Origin of the sequence: Nonomuraea sp. NPDC050691 (assembly GCF_040654455.1) — a bacterium.
GTDB lineage: Bacteria > Actinomycetota > Actinomycetes > Streptosporangiales > Streptosporangiaceae > Nonomuraea.
In genome coordinates, this window is record NZ_JBFAIA010000004.1 from 46,507 (window position 1) to 61,654 (window position 15,148).

General features: G+C 71.8%; 17 protein-coding genes. 8 read left to right on the plus strand and 9 right to left on the minus strand.

All coding sequences use genetic code 11. The features are described 5' to 3' along the window. Positions 1-13: 13 nt before the first annotated feature. The 7 genes from AB0H81_RS02760 to AB0H81_RS02790 form a co-directional block, all read right to left on the minus strand. Positions 14-1,198 carry a S8 family serine peptidase gene (locus AB0H81_RS02760; RefSeq protein WP_358368257.1) on the minus strand — a complete coding sequence of 395 codons (1,185 nt, stop codon included), beginning with the start codon at positions 1,196-1,198 and terminating at the stop codon, positions 14-16. Continuing rightward, positions 1,192-1,992 (minus strand): hypothetical protein, encoded by an 801-nt coding sequence (locus tag AB0H81_RS02765; protein WP_358368259.1) that lies wholly within the window; start codon positions 1,990-1,992, stop codon positions 1,192-1,194. The genes AB0H81_RS02760 and AB0H81_RS02765 overlap by 7 nt, the downstream gene beginning before the upstream one ends. Positions 1,993-2,144: 152 nt before the next feature. After that, positions 2,145-3,440 (minus strand): S8 family serine peptidase, encoded by a 1,296-nt coding sequence (locus AB0H81_RS02770; protein ID WP_358368260.1) that lies wholly within the window; start codon positions 3,438-3,440, stop codon positions 2,145-2,147. Continuing rightward, positions 3,434-4,156 (minus strand): hypothetical protein, encoded by a 723-nt coding sequence (locus AB0H81_RS02775; RefSeq protein ID WP_358368263.1) that lies wholly within the window; start codon positions 4,154-4,156, stop codon positions 3,434-3,436. The genes AB0H81_RS02770 and AB0H81_RS02775 overlap by 7 nt, the downstream gene beginning before the upstream one ends. Positions 4,157-4,347: 191 nt before the next feature. Then, positions 4,348-5,529 (minus strand): adenylyltransferase/sulfurtransferase MoeZ, encoded by a 1,182-nt coding sequence (gene moeZ, locus AB0H81_RS02780; protein WP_358368266.1) that lies wholly within the window; start codon positions 5,527-5,529, stop codon positions 4,348-4,350. A 52-nt stretch (positions 5,530-5,581) separates the two neighbouring features. Continuing rightward, entirely contained in the window at positions 5,582-6,481 is a 900-nt protein-coding gene (locus AB0H81_RS02785; RefSeq protein WP_358368269.1) for an alpha/beta hydrolase, read from the minus strand. Continuing rightward, on the minus strand, positions 6,478-6,840 hold the full coding sequence (locus tag AB0H81_RS02790) for a hypothetical protein (protein WP_358368271.1): 363 nt from the start codon (positions 6,838-6,840) through the stop codon (positions 6,478-6,480). The genes AB0H81_RS02785 and AB0H81_RS02790 overlap by 4 nt, the downstream gene beginning before the upstream one ends. On the opposite strand from AB0H81_RS02790, the gene AB0H81_RS02795 reads away from it, so the two are divergent. The 3 genes from AB0H81_RS02795 (at position 6,833) to AB0H81_RS02805 (ending at position 8,274) form a co-directional block, all read left to right on the plus strand. Beyond that, positions 6,833-7,159, plus strand: coding sequence for a hypothetical protein (locus tag AB0H81_RS02795; RefSeq protein ID WP_358368274.1), 327 nt, complete (start codon positions 6,833-6,835; stop codon positions 7,157-7,159). The genes AB0H81_RS02790 and AB0H81_RS02795 overlap by 8 nt on opposite strands. A 330-nt stretch (positions 7,160-7,489) precedes the next feature. Continuing rightward, positions 7,490-7,822 carry a hypothetical protein gene (locus tag AB0H81_RS02800; RefSeq protein ID WP_358368277.1) on the plus strand — a complete coding sequence of 111 codons (333 nt, stop codon included), beginning with the start codon at positions 7,490-7,492 and terminating at the stop codon, positions 7,820-7,822. Positions 7,823-7,983: 161 nt separating this feature from the next. Continuing rightward, entirely contained in the window at positions 7,984-8,274 is a 291-nt protein-coding gene (locus AB0H81_RS02805; protein ID WP_358368279.1) for a hypothetical protein, read from the plus strand. Positions 8,275-8,522: 248 nt separating this feature from the next. Here AB0H81_RS02805 and AB0H81_RS02810 read toward each other — a convergent pair whose 3' ends face one another. Continuing rightward, positions 8,523-9,431, minus strand: a complete 909-nt coding sequence (locus AB0H81_RS02810) for a Ku protein (protein ID WP_358368282.1) — start codon at positions 9,429-9,431, stop codon at positions 8,523-8,525. Between the two features lie 165 nt (positions 9,432-9,596). Here AB0H81_RS02810 and ligD point away from each other — a divergent pair, with 165 nt between their 5' ends. From ligD to AB0H81_RS02830, 4 genes are all read left to right on the plus strand, one after another. Then, complete coding sequence (gene ligD / locus AB0H81_RS02815) at positions 9,597-10,472, plus strand: non-homologous end-joining DNA ligase (RefSeq protein WP_358368285.1); 876 nt, start codon at positions 9,597-9,599, stop codon at positions 10,470-10,472. Positions 10,473-10,507: 35 nt separating this feature from the next. Further along, complete coding sequence (locus tag AB0H81_RS02820) at positions 10,508-10,720, plus strand: hypothetical protein (protein ID WP_358368287.1); 213 nt, start codon at positions 10,508-10,510, stop codon at positions 10,718-10,720. 64 nt (positions 10,721-10,784) lie between these two features. Continuing rightward, on the plus strand, positions 10,785-11,405 hold the full coding sequence (locus tag AB0H81_RS02825; RefSeq protein ID WP_175605892.1) for a TetR/AcrR family transcriptional regulator: 621 nt from the start codon (positions 10,785-10,787) through the stop codon (positions 11,403-11,405). 121 nt (positions 11,406-11,526) lie between these two features. Further along, complete coding sequence (locus tag AB0H81_RS02830) at positions 11,527-11,757, plus strand: DUF3107 domain-containing protein (protein WP_358368482.1); 231 nt, start codon at positions 11,527-11,529, stop codon at positions 11,755-11,757. Between the two features lie 416 nt (positions 11,758-12,173). Here AB0H81_RS02830 and AB0H81_RS02835 read toward each other — a convergent pair whose 3' ends face one another. Beyond that, a complete protein-coding gene (locus tag AB0H81_RS02835; RefSeq protein WP_358368289.1) occupies positions 12,174-12,818 on the minus strand; it encodes a ferritin-like fold-containing protein in 645 nt (214 codons plus the stop codon). Positions 12,819-13,165: 347 nt separating this feature from the next. Here AB0H81_RS02835 and AB0H81_RS02840 point away from each other — a divergent pair, with 347 nt between their 5' ends. Next, positions 13,166-14,998 carry a DEAD/DEAH box helicase gene (locus AB0H81_RS02840; RefSeq protein ID WP_358368291.1) on the plus strand — a complete coding sequence of 611 codons (1,833 nt, stop codon included), beginning with the start codon at positions 13,166-13,168 and terminating at the stop codon, positions 14,996-14,998. The last annotated feature ends 150 nt before the right edge of the window (positions 14,999-15,148 follow it).

Genomic DNA, 15,148 nt, shown 5'->3' on the forward strand with positions numbered 1-15,148 from the left:
CATAGCGGATCTTTTACCTTCTACGCTGATTGAGCGCCATGATGGCCCCGCTGAACGTGACCAGAGCCACGAGCGCGGCCCCGCCGAACAGCCAGAGCCGCCACGGCTCGGGCCCGGGCCGCGCCGGCACCGGGGAGTCCACACCCTCCCCGAAGTGGAGGTCGTCGGGCACGTCCGGCCCGGGCCTGGCCGCGGCCAGCCGGTCGGCGGCGTTGAGCGCGGCGCCCGCGTCGACCACCCCGAAGCCGATCTTGTCGTCGTACCCGGCCGCGGGTCGGCCCCGGGCGCTGGACGACAGCGCCTGCGCCACCTGCTCGGGCGGCAGCGCCGGATGACGGGCCTTGATCAGCGCGGCGACGCCCGCGACGAGCGCGGCGGCCGGGCTGGTGCCCTCGGACGGCTGGTAGCCGCCCCCGCGCCTGGCCACGGGCACGCCGACGCCGGGCGCCGCGACGAGGACGGACAGGTTGTCGCTGCTGAACGCGGCCCGCCTGCCCTGCTTGTCCACGGCGGCCACGCCGATGACGCCCGGGTAGCCCGCGGGGAAGTTCCAGAAGGAGGTGCCGTTCGTCTGCGCGTAGCGGGTCTGCCCGTCGTTGCCCACGGCGGCGACCAGGACCACGCCCTTGCTCAGCGCGTACGAGACGGCCTCGCGCTCGGACTTGAGCGGGCCGTAGCCGCCGACCGACATGCTGACGACCTGGGCGCCGTGGTTGGCGGCGTAGCGCAGGCCCCTGGCCAGCGGGCTCTCCAGGCCCGACTCCTCGCCGGGCCGGGGGGCCGGCTGCGGCTCGATGGAGCCGGCGCCGGGCTCCTCGTCCACGGCCAGCGGCACGGACAGGATCCGCGCGTCGGGCGCGATCCCGATCAGGCCGTCCTTGGCGCCCGTGCCCGCGATGAGCGCGGCCATCGCGGTGCCGTGCTCGCCGGGCCGGGCCTCGCGTTGCACGGACGACAGGCTCATGTCGGGTCCGGCGGTCACCTTGCCGCGCAGCTCCTTGAGGCCGGGGTCCACGCCGCTGTCGATGACCGCGACGGTGACGCCCCGTCCCTTGGTGACGGTCCACGCCTGCTCGGCGTTGAGCGCGTCCAGCACCCACTGCTGCTGGTCCCGTACGGGGACGCTCGCGGGGGACTGCAGGACGCCCGTGAGCGAGAGCGCCGCGGCGGCGAGCACGCGGACCGCGGCGGTCAGCACACGTTCCCCTGGGTGCAGGGCGGGACCTTGGGCGGGTCGGCGAGGAAGTAGGCGATCTGGTTGCCGATGGACCGGGCGGCCGGCCACAGCTCGCTGTGCAGGATCTCCTCCGGCGGCACGGCCGCGCGTGTGCGCCCGTCCGCGTAGCCCGCGGTGGAGAACACGATGTACGGGCCGGCGCCCACCCAGGCGGCGCGCTGGCGCTGCTCGGTGCCGAACCGCTCGGTCACCGTGCCGGGGAACGCCACGGGCAGGACGCCCACCCGGTCGTCCTGGGTGAGCTGCTCGGCCGCCGACACCCGGGACTCCTCGTCCTTCAGCACGGCCACGCCGACCGTGAACACGAACATGGCCGTCTGGTCCACGTAGGTGGCCCGCAGCATGCTCACGCAGCCGTGGTCGTCGAGGATCGCGGCCACCGAGGCGTCCACGCCGTCGCGGCACGCGGTCTCGGGGGCGATGCCGACGCGCCGGGCGTACTGCTGGGCGCTGTCGAGCCCCTGGTACTTGACCTCCTCGGGGAACACCCCGGTCGCCGGCCACGCCTGCCAGCGGCGGGCGATCTCCTCCTGCTTGTAGCGGCTCTGCTCGGCGGGGGTCAGGGGGCGGGAGCGGGTCTCGGCGAGCAGCCCGACGGTGCCGAGCAGCACGACGACGGCCGACATGGCCATGACGGCGCCCACGAGCACGACGAACCAGCGGCGGTAGCGAACGCCACGCCGCAACGCCTCCCGCTCGGCCCGCTCGCGGGCGGCCGCGGTGACACGGGTGCCGGCCGCCGGCCAGCCGCGCACACGCGAACGGCGGCCGGATCGGGCGCCGAGGGGGTTGGACCGTCCTGGCGCCCCTCCGGCGCGGGGCAGCCCCGAAGTCGTCCTACGTGCCTTCACCACCGCCTCGTTCCCAGGATCGCTCCGTGTGTATTTCGTCCCCCTTGGCACGCGGATCATGCGTCCTGGGGATTCTGTGCGCGGCGCACGCGCCTGACCAGGAGGTACATGGTGGCTACGGAGGCCAGTGCTCCACCCGCCGCCGCGGCGGCCAGGACGCCGTAGACCTGGGCTCTGCCCCGGTCGCGGGCGACCACATGGATGGGGGCCGCCGCCCCTCCCCCGACGGGAGAGGCGGGGTCCTGGGCCTGGCCGCCGGTCGCGGTCTCGGTGTGGCGGGCCAGCCGGCCCGCCTCGGCCAGCGCGCGGCGGGCGTTCACGACGCCGAACCCGGTGCCCGTGTCGTAGCCGCCCGGAGGGCGGTCGGTGGCGCTCACGGCGAGCGCCCGGGCGACCAGCGGCGGCGACATCCGCGGATGTCTCGCTTTGATGAGGGCGGCCACCCCGGAGACGAGCGCGGTCGCCTGCGAGGTGCCCCGGCCCACCCAGTACTGGTCGCCGGGGCCCGCGCCCATGATGTCCACGCCCGGCGCGGCCACCACCACCGACGAGTTGCCGTTCGAGAACGTCGCCCGCCGCAGCCGCCTGTCCGTCGCCCCCACCGCGACCACGCCGGGGAACGCCGCCGGATAGGAGTACGGCGCCGCGCGGCCGGGGCGGCGCGCGCCGTCGTTGCCCGCGGCGGCCACCAGCACGACGCCCTTGGCGATGGCGTACCGGATCGCGGCGCGCTCCTCCCTGCTCGGCAGCTCCTTGGACAGCGACAGGTTGATCACGTCCGCGCCGCGGTCCACGGCGTAGCGGATGCCCCGCGCCATCACGTCCTCGAAGCGCGGGTCGGTGTTGAACACCCGGAACCCCCGCTCCTCGTCCTCCAGGATCACCCGCACCGACAGGATCTCCGCCTCGGGCGCGACGCCTATGACGCCGCGCGAGCCGCCCGGGCCGTGCCCGTGACCGGCGATCAGCGAGGCCATGTACGTGCCGTGCAGCCGGAGGGGGCGCACGCCCGGGGGGTTCGCGCCCTTGGTGAAGTCCTTGCCCACGGTCACCGAGCCGGCCAGGTCGCGGTGGAGCGGGTCCACGCCCGAGTCGAGCACGGCCACGGTGACGCCGCCGCCCCTGGTGGCCCGCCACGCCCTGGGCAGTTCGAGGGTGTCGAGGACCGGCTGCTGGCCGCCGCGCACGTCGTCGGCCAGCGCGGGGCCGGCCAGCGCGGGTGACCCGCCGAGGAGCACCGCTCCGGCCGCCGCCACCCCGGCCACCCGTGCCATCGACGGGCGGGCCGTCGAGGAGCGGCCCAGCGAGGGCCGGGCCGGCGGAAGACGGGTCAGCCGGGGGCGTTTCAGCACTGCCACTCCGGCGCGGCGCAGTCGGGCAGGCGGGGCGTGGTCAGGCGGTGCAGGACGTGCGCGGCCAGCTCGCCGGCGAACGCGAAGACGGCCGGCCGCTGCTCCCCCGCCGTGCTCGCGGGCCGCCCGTCGGCCTGTCCCGCCGTGGTCAGCACGACGTACGGGCCGGCCTGCCGTACGGAACCGGCCTGCCGTACGGACGGGGTGAACCGGTCGGCGACCGTGCCGCGGAAGGCCAGCGGCCGCAGGCCCGGCACCGGCTCGCCCGCCTGGGGGAAGGCCGCCGTGGCGCGGGCGGCGGCGCGCTCGTCGGGGAACGCCGCGACGCCCACCGTGACCAGCACGCCGCGCAGCGCGTCGATGTAGGTGGCGCGCAGCACCGCGCGGCAGTCCGCCTCGCGCAGCGCGCCGTCCGCGGCGGAGTCCACGACCCCGGCACAGCTCGTCCGCGGGGAGATGCCGATCCGGCTGGCCTGCTCGGTGCCGCCCTGCTCGGCGGAGTACGGCAGGCGGGCGGGGAAGACGCGACCCGCCGCCCAGGTGCGCCAGCGCTCGGCTGTCTCCCGCTGGACGGCGGCGCGCAGCTCGGCGGTGTTCGGCCCGCGGGTCAGTTCGGTGCCCGCCGCCCCGGCCGCCACCCCGGCGGTCACCGCGCAGACGAGCGTCAACGCGGAGGCCGCCACGAGGGCCGGCCAGCAGGGGCGGGCGATGTCCACGACTTCGACCTTAATGCGGGCGACCCGGTGTCATCCCCGGAAACCGGACCGGCAGGCGAAACCGGTCTATCACCGGAACACCCCGCACAAGATCCCCCATCGAAGCGGCCCCTCTACGGCCGTCCAGGTGCCCGCATGCGAGCGGACCGGCCGCCCCGAGGGGACGGCCGGTCCGGTGAGGTGGGCGTCGGTCAGTAGGACGGCAGGCTGGGGTCGACGCTCTTGACCCAGCTCAGCACGCCACCACCGACGTGGACGGCGTCGGAGAAGCCGGCGTTCTTGACGATCGCCAGCGCCTCGGCCGAACGCGCCCCCGACTTGCAGTGGAGCACGATGCGCTTGTCCTGCGGCAGCCGCTCCAGCGCCGAGCCGTTGAGGAACTCGCCCTTCGGGATGAGCGTGGCGCCGGGGATGGAGACGATCTCGTACTCGTTCGGCTCGCGGACGTCGACGAGGAAGATGTCCTCGCCGTTGTCCTGCATGGCCTTGAGCTCCAGAGCGGTGATCGTGGAGCCGGTGGCGGCCTCGGCGGCCTCGTCGGAGATCGCGCCGCAGAACGCCTCGTAGTCGTCGAGCAGCGCGGTGACGGTGGGGTTCTTGCCGCACAGCACGCACTCGGGGTCCTTGCGGACCTTGACGTCGCGGTACTTCATCTCCAGGGCGTCGTAGATCATCAGCCGGCCCACCAGCGGGTCGCCGATGCCGGTGATCAGCTTGATGGCCTCATTGACCTGGACGGAGCCGATGGACGCGCACAGCACGCCGAGCACGCCGCCCTCGGCGCACGACGGCACCATGCCGGGAGGCGGGGGCTCCGGGTAGAGGCAGCGGTAGCAGGGGCCGTGCTCGGCCCAGAACACGCTCGCCTGGCCGTCGAAGCGGTAGATGGAGCCCCAGACGTACGGCTTGCCGAGCAGGACCGCCGCGTCGTTGACCATGTAGCGGGTCGCGAAGTTGTCGGTGCCGTCGACGATGAGGTCGTAGCCGGAGAAGATCTCCATCACGTTGTCGGTGGTCAGCGCGGTGTTGTGGACGACGACGTCGACCAGAGGGTTGATCTCGCGGACCGTCGCCGCGGCGCTCTCGGCCTTCGGCCGGCCCACGTCGGACTGGCCGTGGATGATCTGGCGCTGCAGGTTGGACTCGTCGACGATGTCGAAGTCGATGACGCCGAGCGTGCCGACGCCCGCGGCCGCGAGGTACATCAGCGCCGGCGACCCGAGGCCGCCCGCGCCCACACAGAGCACCTTGGCGTTCTTCAGCCGCTTCTGCCCGGCCATCCCCACGTCGGGAATGATCAGGTGGCGTGAGTAGCGGCGCACTTCGTCAACGGTCAGCTCGGCGGCCGGCTCGACCAGAGGTGGCAACGACACTTTCTACGCTCCCGTTCCAGGGGGACCCATCTCACGTTCCTCAGGTTGGAACCTAGCCGGTGACCGGGGCATTCCCCAATCGCGTCTCACCGATCAGACGGCGGGCCTCGGCGGCGACCACCGAGGGCATCTCCATCATCGCCACGTGCCCGGCGCGCGGCAGCAGCACCAGCCTGACCTGCGGGAACGTACGGGCCGCCTTCGCGGCCATGGCCGGGCGGACGAGCCGGTCGTGCCGGCCGTGGACGATGAGCGTGGGCGCCTGGACGCGGGCGGCGCACCGCCACAGGGTGTCCTCGCCGCGCCGGAAGTACTCGGCGACGATGCCGCGGGCCGAGCCGATCATGGCGGCCACGGCGTACGGCAGGCCGTCGCGCCAGCGCAGCTCCTCGACGGCGTCGCGCAGCCGTACGGGATGGACGGCGGTGACGTCGGCCCACACCATCGCGAACGAGGCGTTGATGCGCTGCTCCGCCGGGAGGAGCCGGAGCTTGTCGATGAACCACTCGCCGATCCGCGGGGTCGCGGCGGCGGCCACGCGCACCGGCCCGTACCGGGGCAGCAGGTCGGGCAGCGCCGGCGAGACGAGCGTGAGCGAGCGCACCAGGTCGGGGCGGTCGGCGGCGACGCGGACGGACACCGCCCCCCCGAGCGAGTTGCCGAACAGGTGGGCCGGCCCCGTGTGCTCCAGCAGGCCGATGACGGCCCGGGCGTGCCCGGCGACGCTGTAGTCGCCGTCCTCGGGCGCGGGCGAGTGGCCGGCTCCCGGCAGGTCGACGGCGTGGCCGGTGACGTCGTCCTTGAGCTCGTCCATCAGGTCGGTCCAGTTGGTGGCGGACCCGGCCAGCCCGTGGACGAACACGGCCTGCTCGGGGGCACCTTCGGGGGTGGATCTGACGTGCACCGAGCCCACCATGCGTCCTGGCCAGTGCGGGATCGGCTCTCGTGTCATACGCCCTCCTCGTTCGCCGCTCCACGATAGCGACCCACCCAGACATCATGCCATTCCGGGTCATAACGGGATTTAAGAGCATTTTTCGGAATTAGCGCCTTTATGGCTGCGCTCGCCGCCCCGAATGTCCGGTACAAAACGGACATATCATGGCAATTCATTTCATAAACACTTAATAACAGCAATGGGACCGCTAGGGTATAGCAAAACGGCCAGAGTCCCGTTTGCCGCGCCCGGACGCCGGAAATGAAAAGCCACGGATGAGGCTTTTGGCCAACATCCACGGCATATTCCGTTAGCCACGAAAAATGCCGAAGAACCAGGGCAACCGATCCTTTAGGGGGGAACTCAATGCCCACGTTCAAGAGCGCAATCGCAAGCCTCGCGCTGGCCACCGCCGCGACCGGTGGCGTGGTCTCCGTCGGCGCGCTGACCACGGCGTCGTCCGCCGGCGCCACCACCGTCACCAGCACCTCGGGTGACTTCAGCATGGGCTGCTGGCGTCGTTGGGGCTGCGGCTTCCGCGGCTGGGGCGGCCACCGTCGCGGCCACAACCGCGTGAAGATCCACATCCACATCCACAACAACAACGTCAACGACAACGACAACCGCGCTGACGCCGACGCCGTCGCGGTCAACCGCAACGACGACCGCCGCGGCGGTGGCGACGACGACTGAGCCTCGGCCGAAGGCTGAAGCGCTCGACCGGAGCGCCAGGCCGGCCGGGCACGTGATCCGTGCGGCACTTTCCGGCCGAGGCGCGCTCCGCGTTCACCTTTCCTGAGCGCCCGTGCTCATCGGGGTCGCCGTTCGCTCGAGGCGGGCGGCGACCCCCTCGCCGAAAAGCGCAGCGCAGAAGAGACGCACGACCCGTAGCTGGAACGGAGAAAACTCCAGCCCGTCTTTCCGCGCCTTCGGCGTACCACCGAAGCGCTCCCACTGCCTTATCCGTAGCGCGAGCAGAGCGCACGGATGGCGCGTTCACTCACCATTCTTCGGGGGAATTCCATGTTCAAGCGAGCGATCGCCGGCCTCGCGGCCGCCTCGGCGCTTTCCGGCGGCTTCGTCACGCTGGTCGCCGCCACGACCACGTCGAGCGCCAGCGCTTCCGTCGGCACGACCGGCGCCTCCACGGGCTGTGGACACAGCTGGGGCTGCGGCTGCCGCTTCCGGTGCGGCGGCTGGGGCGGCTGGGGCCGCGGCGGTCACGGCCGGCAGAAGGTGCGGATCCGCATCCACATCCACAACAACAACGTCAACGACAACGACAACCGCGCCGACGCGGACGCCGTCGCGGTCAACCGCAACGACGACCGCCGCGGCGGTGGCGACGACGACTGACCCACGGGATCAGCTCGCCGTAGCGAGCAACCGCTCGGCTCTTGAGTGCCTGTGACGCCAAGGTCGCCGCGGGAGGGTCCGCCCTCCCACGGCGCACCGACGCGGCGCAGGCACTCACCTTGTACGCGCAAATAAGTCATCACACTTCAAGGAGTACTTCCGTGTCCAGCTACAAGCACGCGATCGCCGGTGTCGTCACCGCCGTCGCGCTGACCGGCGGCGCCGTCGTGGTAGCCGCCACCACCATGTCGAGCGCCTCCGCCACGACCCCCGGCTTCCAGGCCGACGGTCACCGCAACCGGGTGAAGGTGCGCATCACGCTGCGCAACGACAACAGGAACGACAACGACAACCGCGCCGACGCCGACGCCGTCGCGGTCAACCGCAACGACAACCGCTTTCGCCCGCGCCCGACGATCACGGTCACCACGGTGACCCCTGCCCCGAACTAGGAGGCCCCGGAACGCCCCATGAGGATCGGCGTTCCGGCGCGTCAACCGCGTGTCCGTACCAGAGGGCCCCGCACTTCGGCGAAGAGCGTCGTCCACGGACGGCACCTCCCGGAGCGCGGGCTCTCGCAAGGGCCGAACAGGCCGGGGCGGACCCGGGCGACGTCGTGGCGACCTGACGACTCGGCACCTACCGGCACGAGCCGCCGCGCGTCCGGCCGAGTCCGGCCGAGTCCTGCCGGGGACGGCGGTCAGGCGGACTTGCGGGTCTTGCGCTTGGGCGCGGCCTTCTCCTCGGGCTTCTCCTCGCCCTTGCGCGTGCCCTTGCCCGCCCCGGACGCGGCCTTGGCCGCCGGCTTCCTGCCCTTGGCGGGCTCGCCGCCGCGTTCCCGCTTGGCGGCCTCCACGCTGGCCCGCAGCGCGGCCATGAGGTCCACGGCCGGGCCGCCCTCCTCCTCGGCCTCCTGCGGCGCGACGACCTCCTTGCCCTCCACCTTGGCCTCGATCACCTGCTGGAGTGCCTCGCGGTAGGCGTCACGGTACTCCGTGGGGTCGAAGTCCGACTCCATCGTCGTGATGAGGGACTCGGCCATCTTGAGCTCCTGGGGCCGTACCTCGATGTCCTCCTCCAGGAACTCGAAGTCCGCCTTGCGGATCTCGTCCGGCCAGAACATCGTCTCCAGGACGAACACCCCGTCGCGCACCCGCAGCGTCGCCAGCGACTCGCGCTGGCGCAGCGCCACCTTGACGACCGCGACCTGCCCCGAGCTCTCCAGCGCGTCGCGGAGCAGCACGTACGGCTTGGCGCCCTGCGCGTCCGGCTCCAGGTAGTACGACTTGGCGAAGTAGATGGGGTCGATCTGCTCGGCGGGGGTGAACTGGAGCACGTCGATGCGGCGCGACGTGCTGAGCGGCAGGTCCTCGAAGTCCTCGTCGGTCAGCACCACGATCTCGCCGGTGGCCAGCTCGTACCCCTTGGCGATGTCGGAGTAGGGGACCTCCTCGCCGTCGGTCGTGCAGACCCGCTTGTAGCGGATACGGCCGCCGTCCTCGCGGTGGACCTGGTGGAAGGTGACGTCCTTCTGCTCCGTGGCGGAGAAGAGCTTGACGGGGATCGTGACCAGCCCGAAGGAGATCGCACCCTTCCAGATGCTGCGCATGGTCACTCCTCAAGCGATGAAGCGATAACAGGTAACTGGCCAATGGGCACATACCCGTCACGGGGCAACCAATGCCAGCGGCGGTGCCGGCAGGCGCACGCGCCAATCCCGTGCCGCGGGACGACCGGTTGGGTTAGACCTGATCTCGCCGGGGAGATGGCCTACATGAGCAAGGTCCCCGTCCGCGTCGACGGGCGCGAGCTGGTGCTCAGCAACCTCGGCAAGGTCCTCTATCCCGAGGACGGCTTCGCCAAGGCCGAGGTCATCGACTACTACAGCCGCGTCGCGCCCGCCCTCCTCCCCCACCTGCGGGGCCGCCCGCTGACCGTCAAGCGCTACCCCAACGGCGTAGAGGGCCCGTTCTTCTTCGAGAAGAACGCCCCCGAGCACACCCCGGACTGGGTGCGCAGGGTCCGGCTCCCGGTGCCCGGCAGCACCAAGAACCGCGAGACCATCGACTTCGCCGTCGTCGACGACCTGCCCACGCTCGTGTACTACGCCAACCTGGCCGCGCTGGAGCTGCACGTCCCGCAGTGGCGGGTCTCGGACGACGGCGAGGCGCTGCCGCCCGACACGCTGGTCTTCGACCTCGACCCCGGAGCCCCGGCCACCGTCGTCGAGTGCTGCGAGGTGGCGCTCCTGCTGCGCGACGTGCTGCGCGCCGAGGGGCTGACCGCCCGGCCGAAGACCAGCGGCAACAAGGGCATGCAGCTGTACGCCGACTGGGACTGCCGCGAGGAGCCGTCCGCGTACGCCAAGCGGCTCGCCCAGCTCCTGGAGAAGGAGCGTCCGGACCACGTGGTGAGCGTCATGGCGAAGAAGGCGCGCCCCGGCAAGGTGTTCATCGACTGGAGCCAGAACAACCCGGCCAAGACGACCGTGGCGCCCTACTCGCTGCGGGCCCGGCAGCACCCGACCGTCTCCACGCCGCTGCTCTGGGAAGAGGTCGAGGGCTGCGAACACCCCGATGATCTGGTGTTCACCGCAAACGATGTACTCGACCGCGTCGGGGAACACGGCGATCTGTTCGCCCGGGCGTAGTCTGGTGACGGTCCATACCTGGAAGGGGACTTCTCATGTCGGAGATCGACACGGACGACGACGACCGGACCTTCGAGGAGGAGGACGAGATGTCGATCGAGGCGCCGGAGGCCGACGCCCTGGATCAGCAACGTCCCACCCGCGAGGACGCCGGTGGTCCGCGCCCCTACCTTCCGCTGGAGGCCGACCCCGCCGACGCGGCCGACCAGGACCGCGTCGTGGACCTCGATGACGACGACTACCGGTGAGGCCGACTGACCCGCACGTAGGATGTGCCAACACGGCACACTGACAGACCCATGGGAGACCCGCGTGACAGCAACCCCGGACGCCAAGCCCCGGGGCACCCGGCTGCCCCGACTCGCCCGCCGCCGGCAGCTGCTCAGCGCCGCCCAGGAAGTGTTCGTCGAGAACGGCTACCACGCGGCCGCCATGGACGAGATCGCCGACCGTGCCGGGGTCAGCAAGCCGGTGCTCTACCAGCACTTCCCCGGCAAGCTCGAGCTGTACCTCGCGCTGCTCGACATGCACGTGGACGACATGGTCAACCGGTGCCGCGAGGCCCTCGCCTCCACCCACGAGAACAAGCTGCGGGTACAGGCGACGTTCGCGGCGTTCTTCGACTTCGTCTCCACCCAGGGTGAGGCGTTCCGGCTGGTGTTCGAGTCCGACCTGCGCAACGTCGCGCCGGTGCGCCAGCGCGTGGAGCGCTCCCTGCGCGAGTGCGCGGAGATGGTCAGCGCGGTGATCCAGGAGGACACCGGTTGCACCAGCGACGAGGCCCACCTCCTGGGCGTCGGCCTGGTCGGCATGGCCGAGGTGAGCGCGCGCTACTGGGTCACCACCCATGGCTCCATCCCCAAGGAGGCGGCCGAGCAGCTCGTCGCCCGGCTCGCCTGGCGCGGCATCAGCGGTTTTCCGCGTACGGCTTAACCCGTTCGCTGCGCGCGATCACCCCGCCCGCCCGGCGTGCGGAGGGGTGACCATGGGAGAGCCAGCCCCCGTCGAGCGCGAGCTCGGAGCGGCCGCGTCCACAGGCACGAAAGGGAGCATGATGGAAGTCAAGATCGGTGTACGTTCCGTGCACCGCGAGCTCGTCATCGAGACCGAGCTGTCGCCCGAGCAGGTCGAAGAGGAGATCAGGAACGCCCTCGCGGTCGAGCGCGGCGTCGTCGCGCTCACCGACGTCAAGGGCAGGCGCGTGCTCGTGCCGACCTCCGCTCTGGGATTCGTCGAGATCGGCGAGGACGAGTCCCGCCCGGTCGGCTTCGGCGGCACCCTCTGACATGAGCCACGGGTGAGGGGCACCTCCCCTCACCCGCCGGGCTTCCCTCCGCGTCTCCTTCCCCTGTCCGGGGACCACGGCGTCGTCCATCGGGCGGGCGCGCGAGCCGAAACGGCTGTACCGTGCCCTTATGAGGGCCTGGCGCCGCCACGGCGGTTCCTTGACGAGATGCGGACCGAATCGCTGGACCTCGCGCCCCGTGCTCCGCAGGGAGAGCGCACGCTGCCCAGCCGTCGAACCACCACGGGCGGGGCTGCCCGGCCGCCGGGCGCCCCGGGGCTGCCGCCTCCCACGCCCGGGCGCCCGCGCCCATCCCTGAACCCGCCCCGGGTGCCCGCGCGTCCCCTGACCCGCCACACCGGCCAGGCCGCCCCCCTCACCGGGTCGTCACAGGCCGCAGGACCGCCGCAGGCTGGTCACAGGCCCAGGGCCGTCATGCGCTTGCCGTGCTCCTCCGTCAGCCGGGCGAACATCCGCGAGATCTCGGCCTGGTCGTCCGCGTCGGCGGGGACCAGCATGCGCGCCAGGTCCGGCCGGGCCGCCGCGACGAGCTGCCCCTGGCTGAGCGCCTCACCGACGAGCCGCCGCGCCCACAGCGCGAGCCGTCCCGCCGCGACCGGGTCGGCCTCCAGCGCGGCCCTGACCCGCTCCACCGCGAACTGCGAGCGCCCCTCGTCCGCGAGCACCACGTCCACAAGCTTGGCCAGCGGCGGGTCCAGCCGCCTGGCCGCCTCCCGGTAGAAGTCGAGCGCGATGCCCTCCCCCACGTACACCTTGACCAGCGCCTCCAGCCAGTCGCCCGGCGCGGTCTGGGCGTGCCAGCCGTCGAGCGCCTCCACGAACGGCGACATGGCCTCCTCGGGATCGGCGCCCAGCTCGGCGAGCTGGTCGCGCAGCAGCCGGAAGTGTGTGTACTCCGCCACTGCCAGCTCGCTCAGGGCGGCCCGGTCCGCCAGGGAGGGCGCCAGCGACGCGGCGTCCTCCGTCATCCGCGCGAACGCGCTGAGCTCGGCATACGCCAGGACACCGAGCAGATCGACCACGCCAGGAGACTCCTTCATGGAACGCAGCGTACTTCGCGTAATCTTCGGGAACATCCAGAAGCTCGGTCAGCGTTGTGGTATCGAGTACACTGCTCTGTGAAAGTGCGACCGCACTGTGTAAATTCGGGGGATCCCCCGAAAACCCCCGCTCCCCGGGCCCGCGGTCGCTAATGACGCGAGAGGGCTGGCTCTACCGCGAGGACCCACGCAACGGCGAACGTTTCCGCCGTCGGTCCCGGCAGGCCCGCCTTCATTTGAGACTGAGGCAGGCCACGCTGACGACTTTCCGAGACCTCGGAGTCACTCCAGAAATCGCCGATGCCCTCGAGACCGAGGGCATCACCACGCCGTTCCCGATCCAGGAGATGGCACTCCCGCTCGCCCTGAGCGGCCAGGACCTGATCGGACAGGCCCGTACGGGCACCGGCAAGACCTACGCGTTCGGCATCGCGATGCTCCAGAGCATCGGCAAGCCGCGCAAGAACCGCAAGAAGCCACGCGGGCTCGTCGTCGTGCCCACCCGAGAGCTGGCCACGCAGGTCAGCGAAGACCTCGTCACCGCCGCGGGCAAGCTCGGCTCCCGAGTCCTGACCGTGTACGGCGGGCGCGCGTACGAGCCGCAGGTCGAGGCGCTCAAGGCCGGTGTCGACGTGATCGTCGGCACCCCCGGCCGCCTGCTCGACCTGGTCAAGCAGAAGCACCTCGACCTGAGCCAGATCACCTCGCTCGTGCTCGACGAGGCCGACCGCATGCTCGACCTGGGCTTCCTGCCCGACATCGAGCGGATCTTCAAGCTCATCCCCGAGCAGCGGCAGACCATGCTGTTCTCGGCGACCATGCCGGGCGAGATCGTCGGGCTGTCGCGCAAGTACCTCAACCGGCCCACCCACGTCCGCGCCGAGCACGAAAGCGGCGAGGGCGAGACCACGCCGCAGGTCCGTCAGCTCGTGTGGCGGGTCCACCGGATGGACAAGATCGAGATCCTGTCGCGGCTGCTCCAGGCCGAGGGCCGCGGGCTCACCATGGTCTTCTGCGAGACCAAGCGGGCCTGCGACATGGTGTCCGAGCAGCTCGACACCCGCGGATTCGCGGTCGCGGCCGTCCACGGCGACCTCGGCCAGGGCCAGCGCGAGCAGGCGCTGCGGGCGTTCCGCAACGGCAAGATCGACGTGCTCGTCGCCACCGACGTGGCGGCGCGCGGCATCGACATCGACGACGTCACCCACGTGGTCAACTACGACGCCCCCACCGAGGACAAGACCTACGTACACCGCGTCGGCCGCACCGGCCGGGCCGGGCGCACGGGCATCGCGGTCACGTTCGTCGAGTGGGAGGAGCTGACCCGCTGGAAGATGATCAACCAGATGCTCGGCCTCGATTTCGCCGAGCCCGAGGAGACGTACTCGACGTCCCCGCACGTCTACTCCGAGCTGAGCATCCCCGAGGGCACCAAGGGCGTGCTGCCGCACGCCAACCGCTCGCGGGTGGGACTGTCGGCCGAGCGCCTGGAGGACCTCGGTGAGACGGGCCGCTCCCGCGCCCGTGGCCGCCGCCGGGACGAGCGCGAGGAGCGCGAGGAGCGCCCCGCGCGCACGCCACGCCAGCGCCGCCGCACCCGTGGCGGACGGACGGCCGAAGACACTCCCGTAGAGACGCCGGAGGTCGAGCTCGTGGACAACCGCTCACGCAAGACCGACGAGACGCCCGCGATCATCTCCGCGGACGAGGTGGAGGCCGTGGCCGCCGAGCCGCGCCGCCGTACGAGGCGCACCGCTGCCCAGCCGGCCGCGGACGTCACGGACACCGCGGACACCACCCGGCGCCGGACACGGGAGGCCGAGCCGGTCACCGACCGGCACGAGGTGCGGGAGACCAGGCCGCGAGAGGTTCGGGAGACGATGCCGCGCGAGGTGCAGGAGACGAAGCCGGTCGCCGACCGGCACGAGGTGCGGGAGGCGGAGCCGGTCGCCGACCAGGCTCCTCAGCCGACTTTCCTGTCCACGCCGCCGCCCCCGGCCCGTAAGGAGCCGGAGCGGATCATCCCGCCCAACCCGTTCACGGTGATCTTCCAGTCGCCGGATCTGGCCACGGACGACGACGACATCGCGCCGTCGGCGGCGACGGAGCGCAAGCAGCAGCGCCGCCAGGCCCGTGGCGGCAGCGGTGGCGGTGGCGGCGGACGCCGCCGCGCCGGCTGACGCGGAAGCACGACCGAGCAGGGCGCGCACCTTCACGGGTGCGCGCCCTGTCGCGTCCACGGGCCCTCTCCCCGTCTTCAGGGGCCGGTCGCGTTCACGCACCGCTTCGTTCCACAAGCCGGGCAGCGCCCCTCAGGAAGGACAGACGGC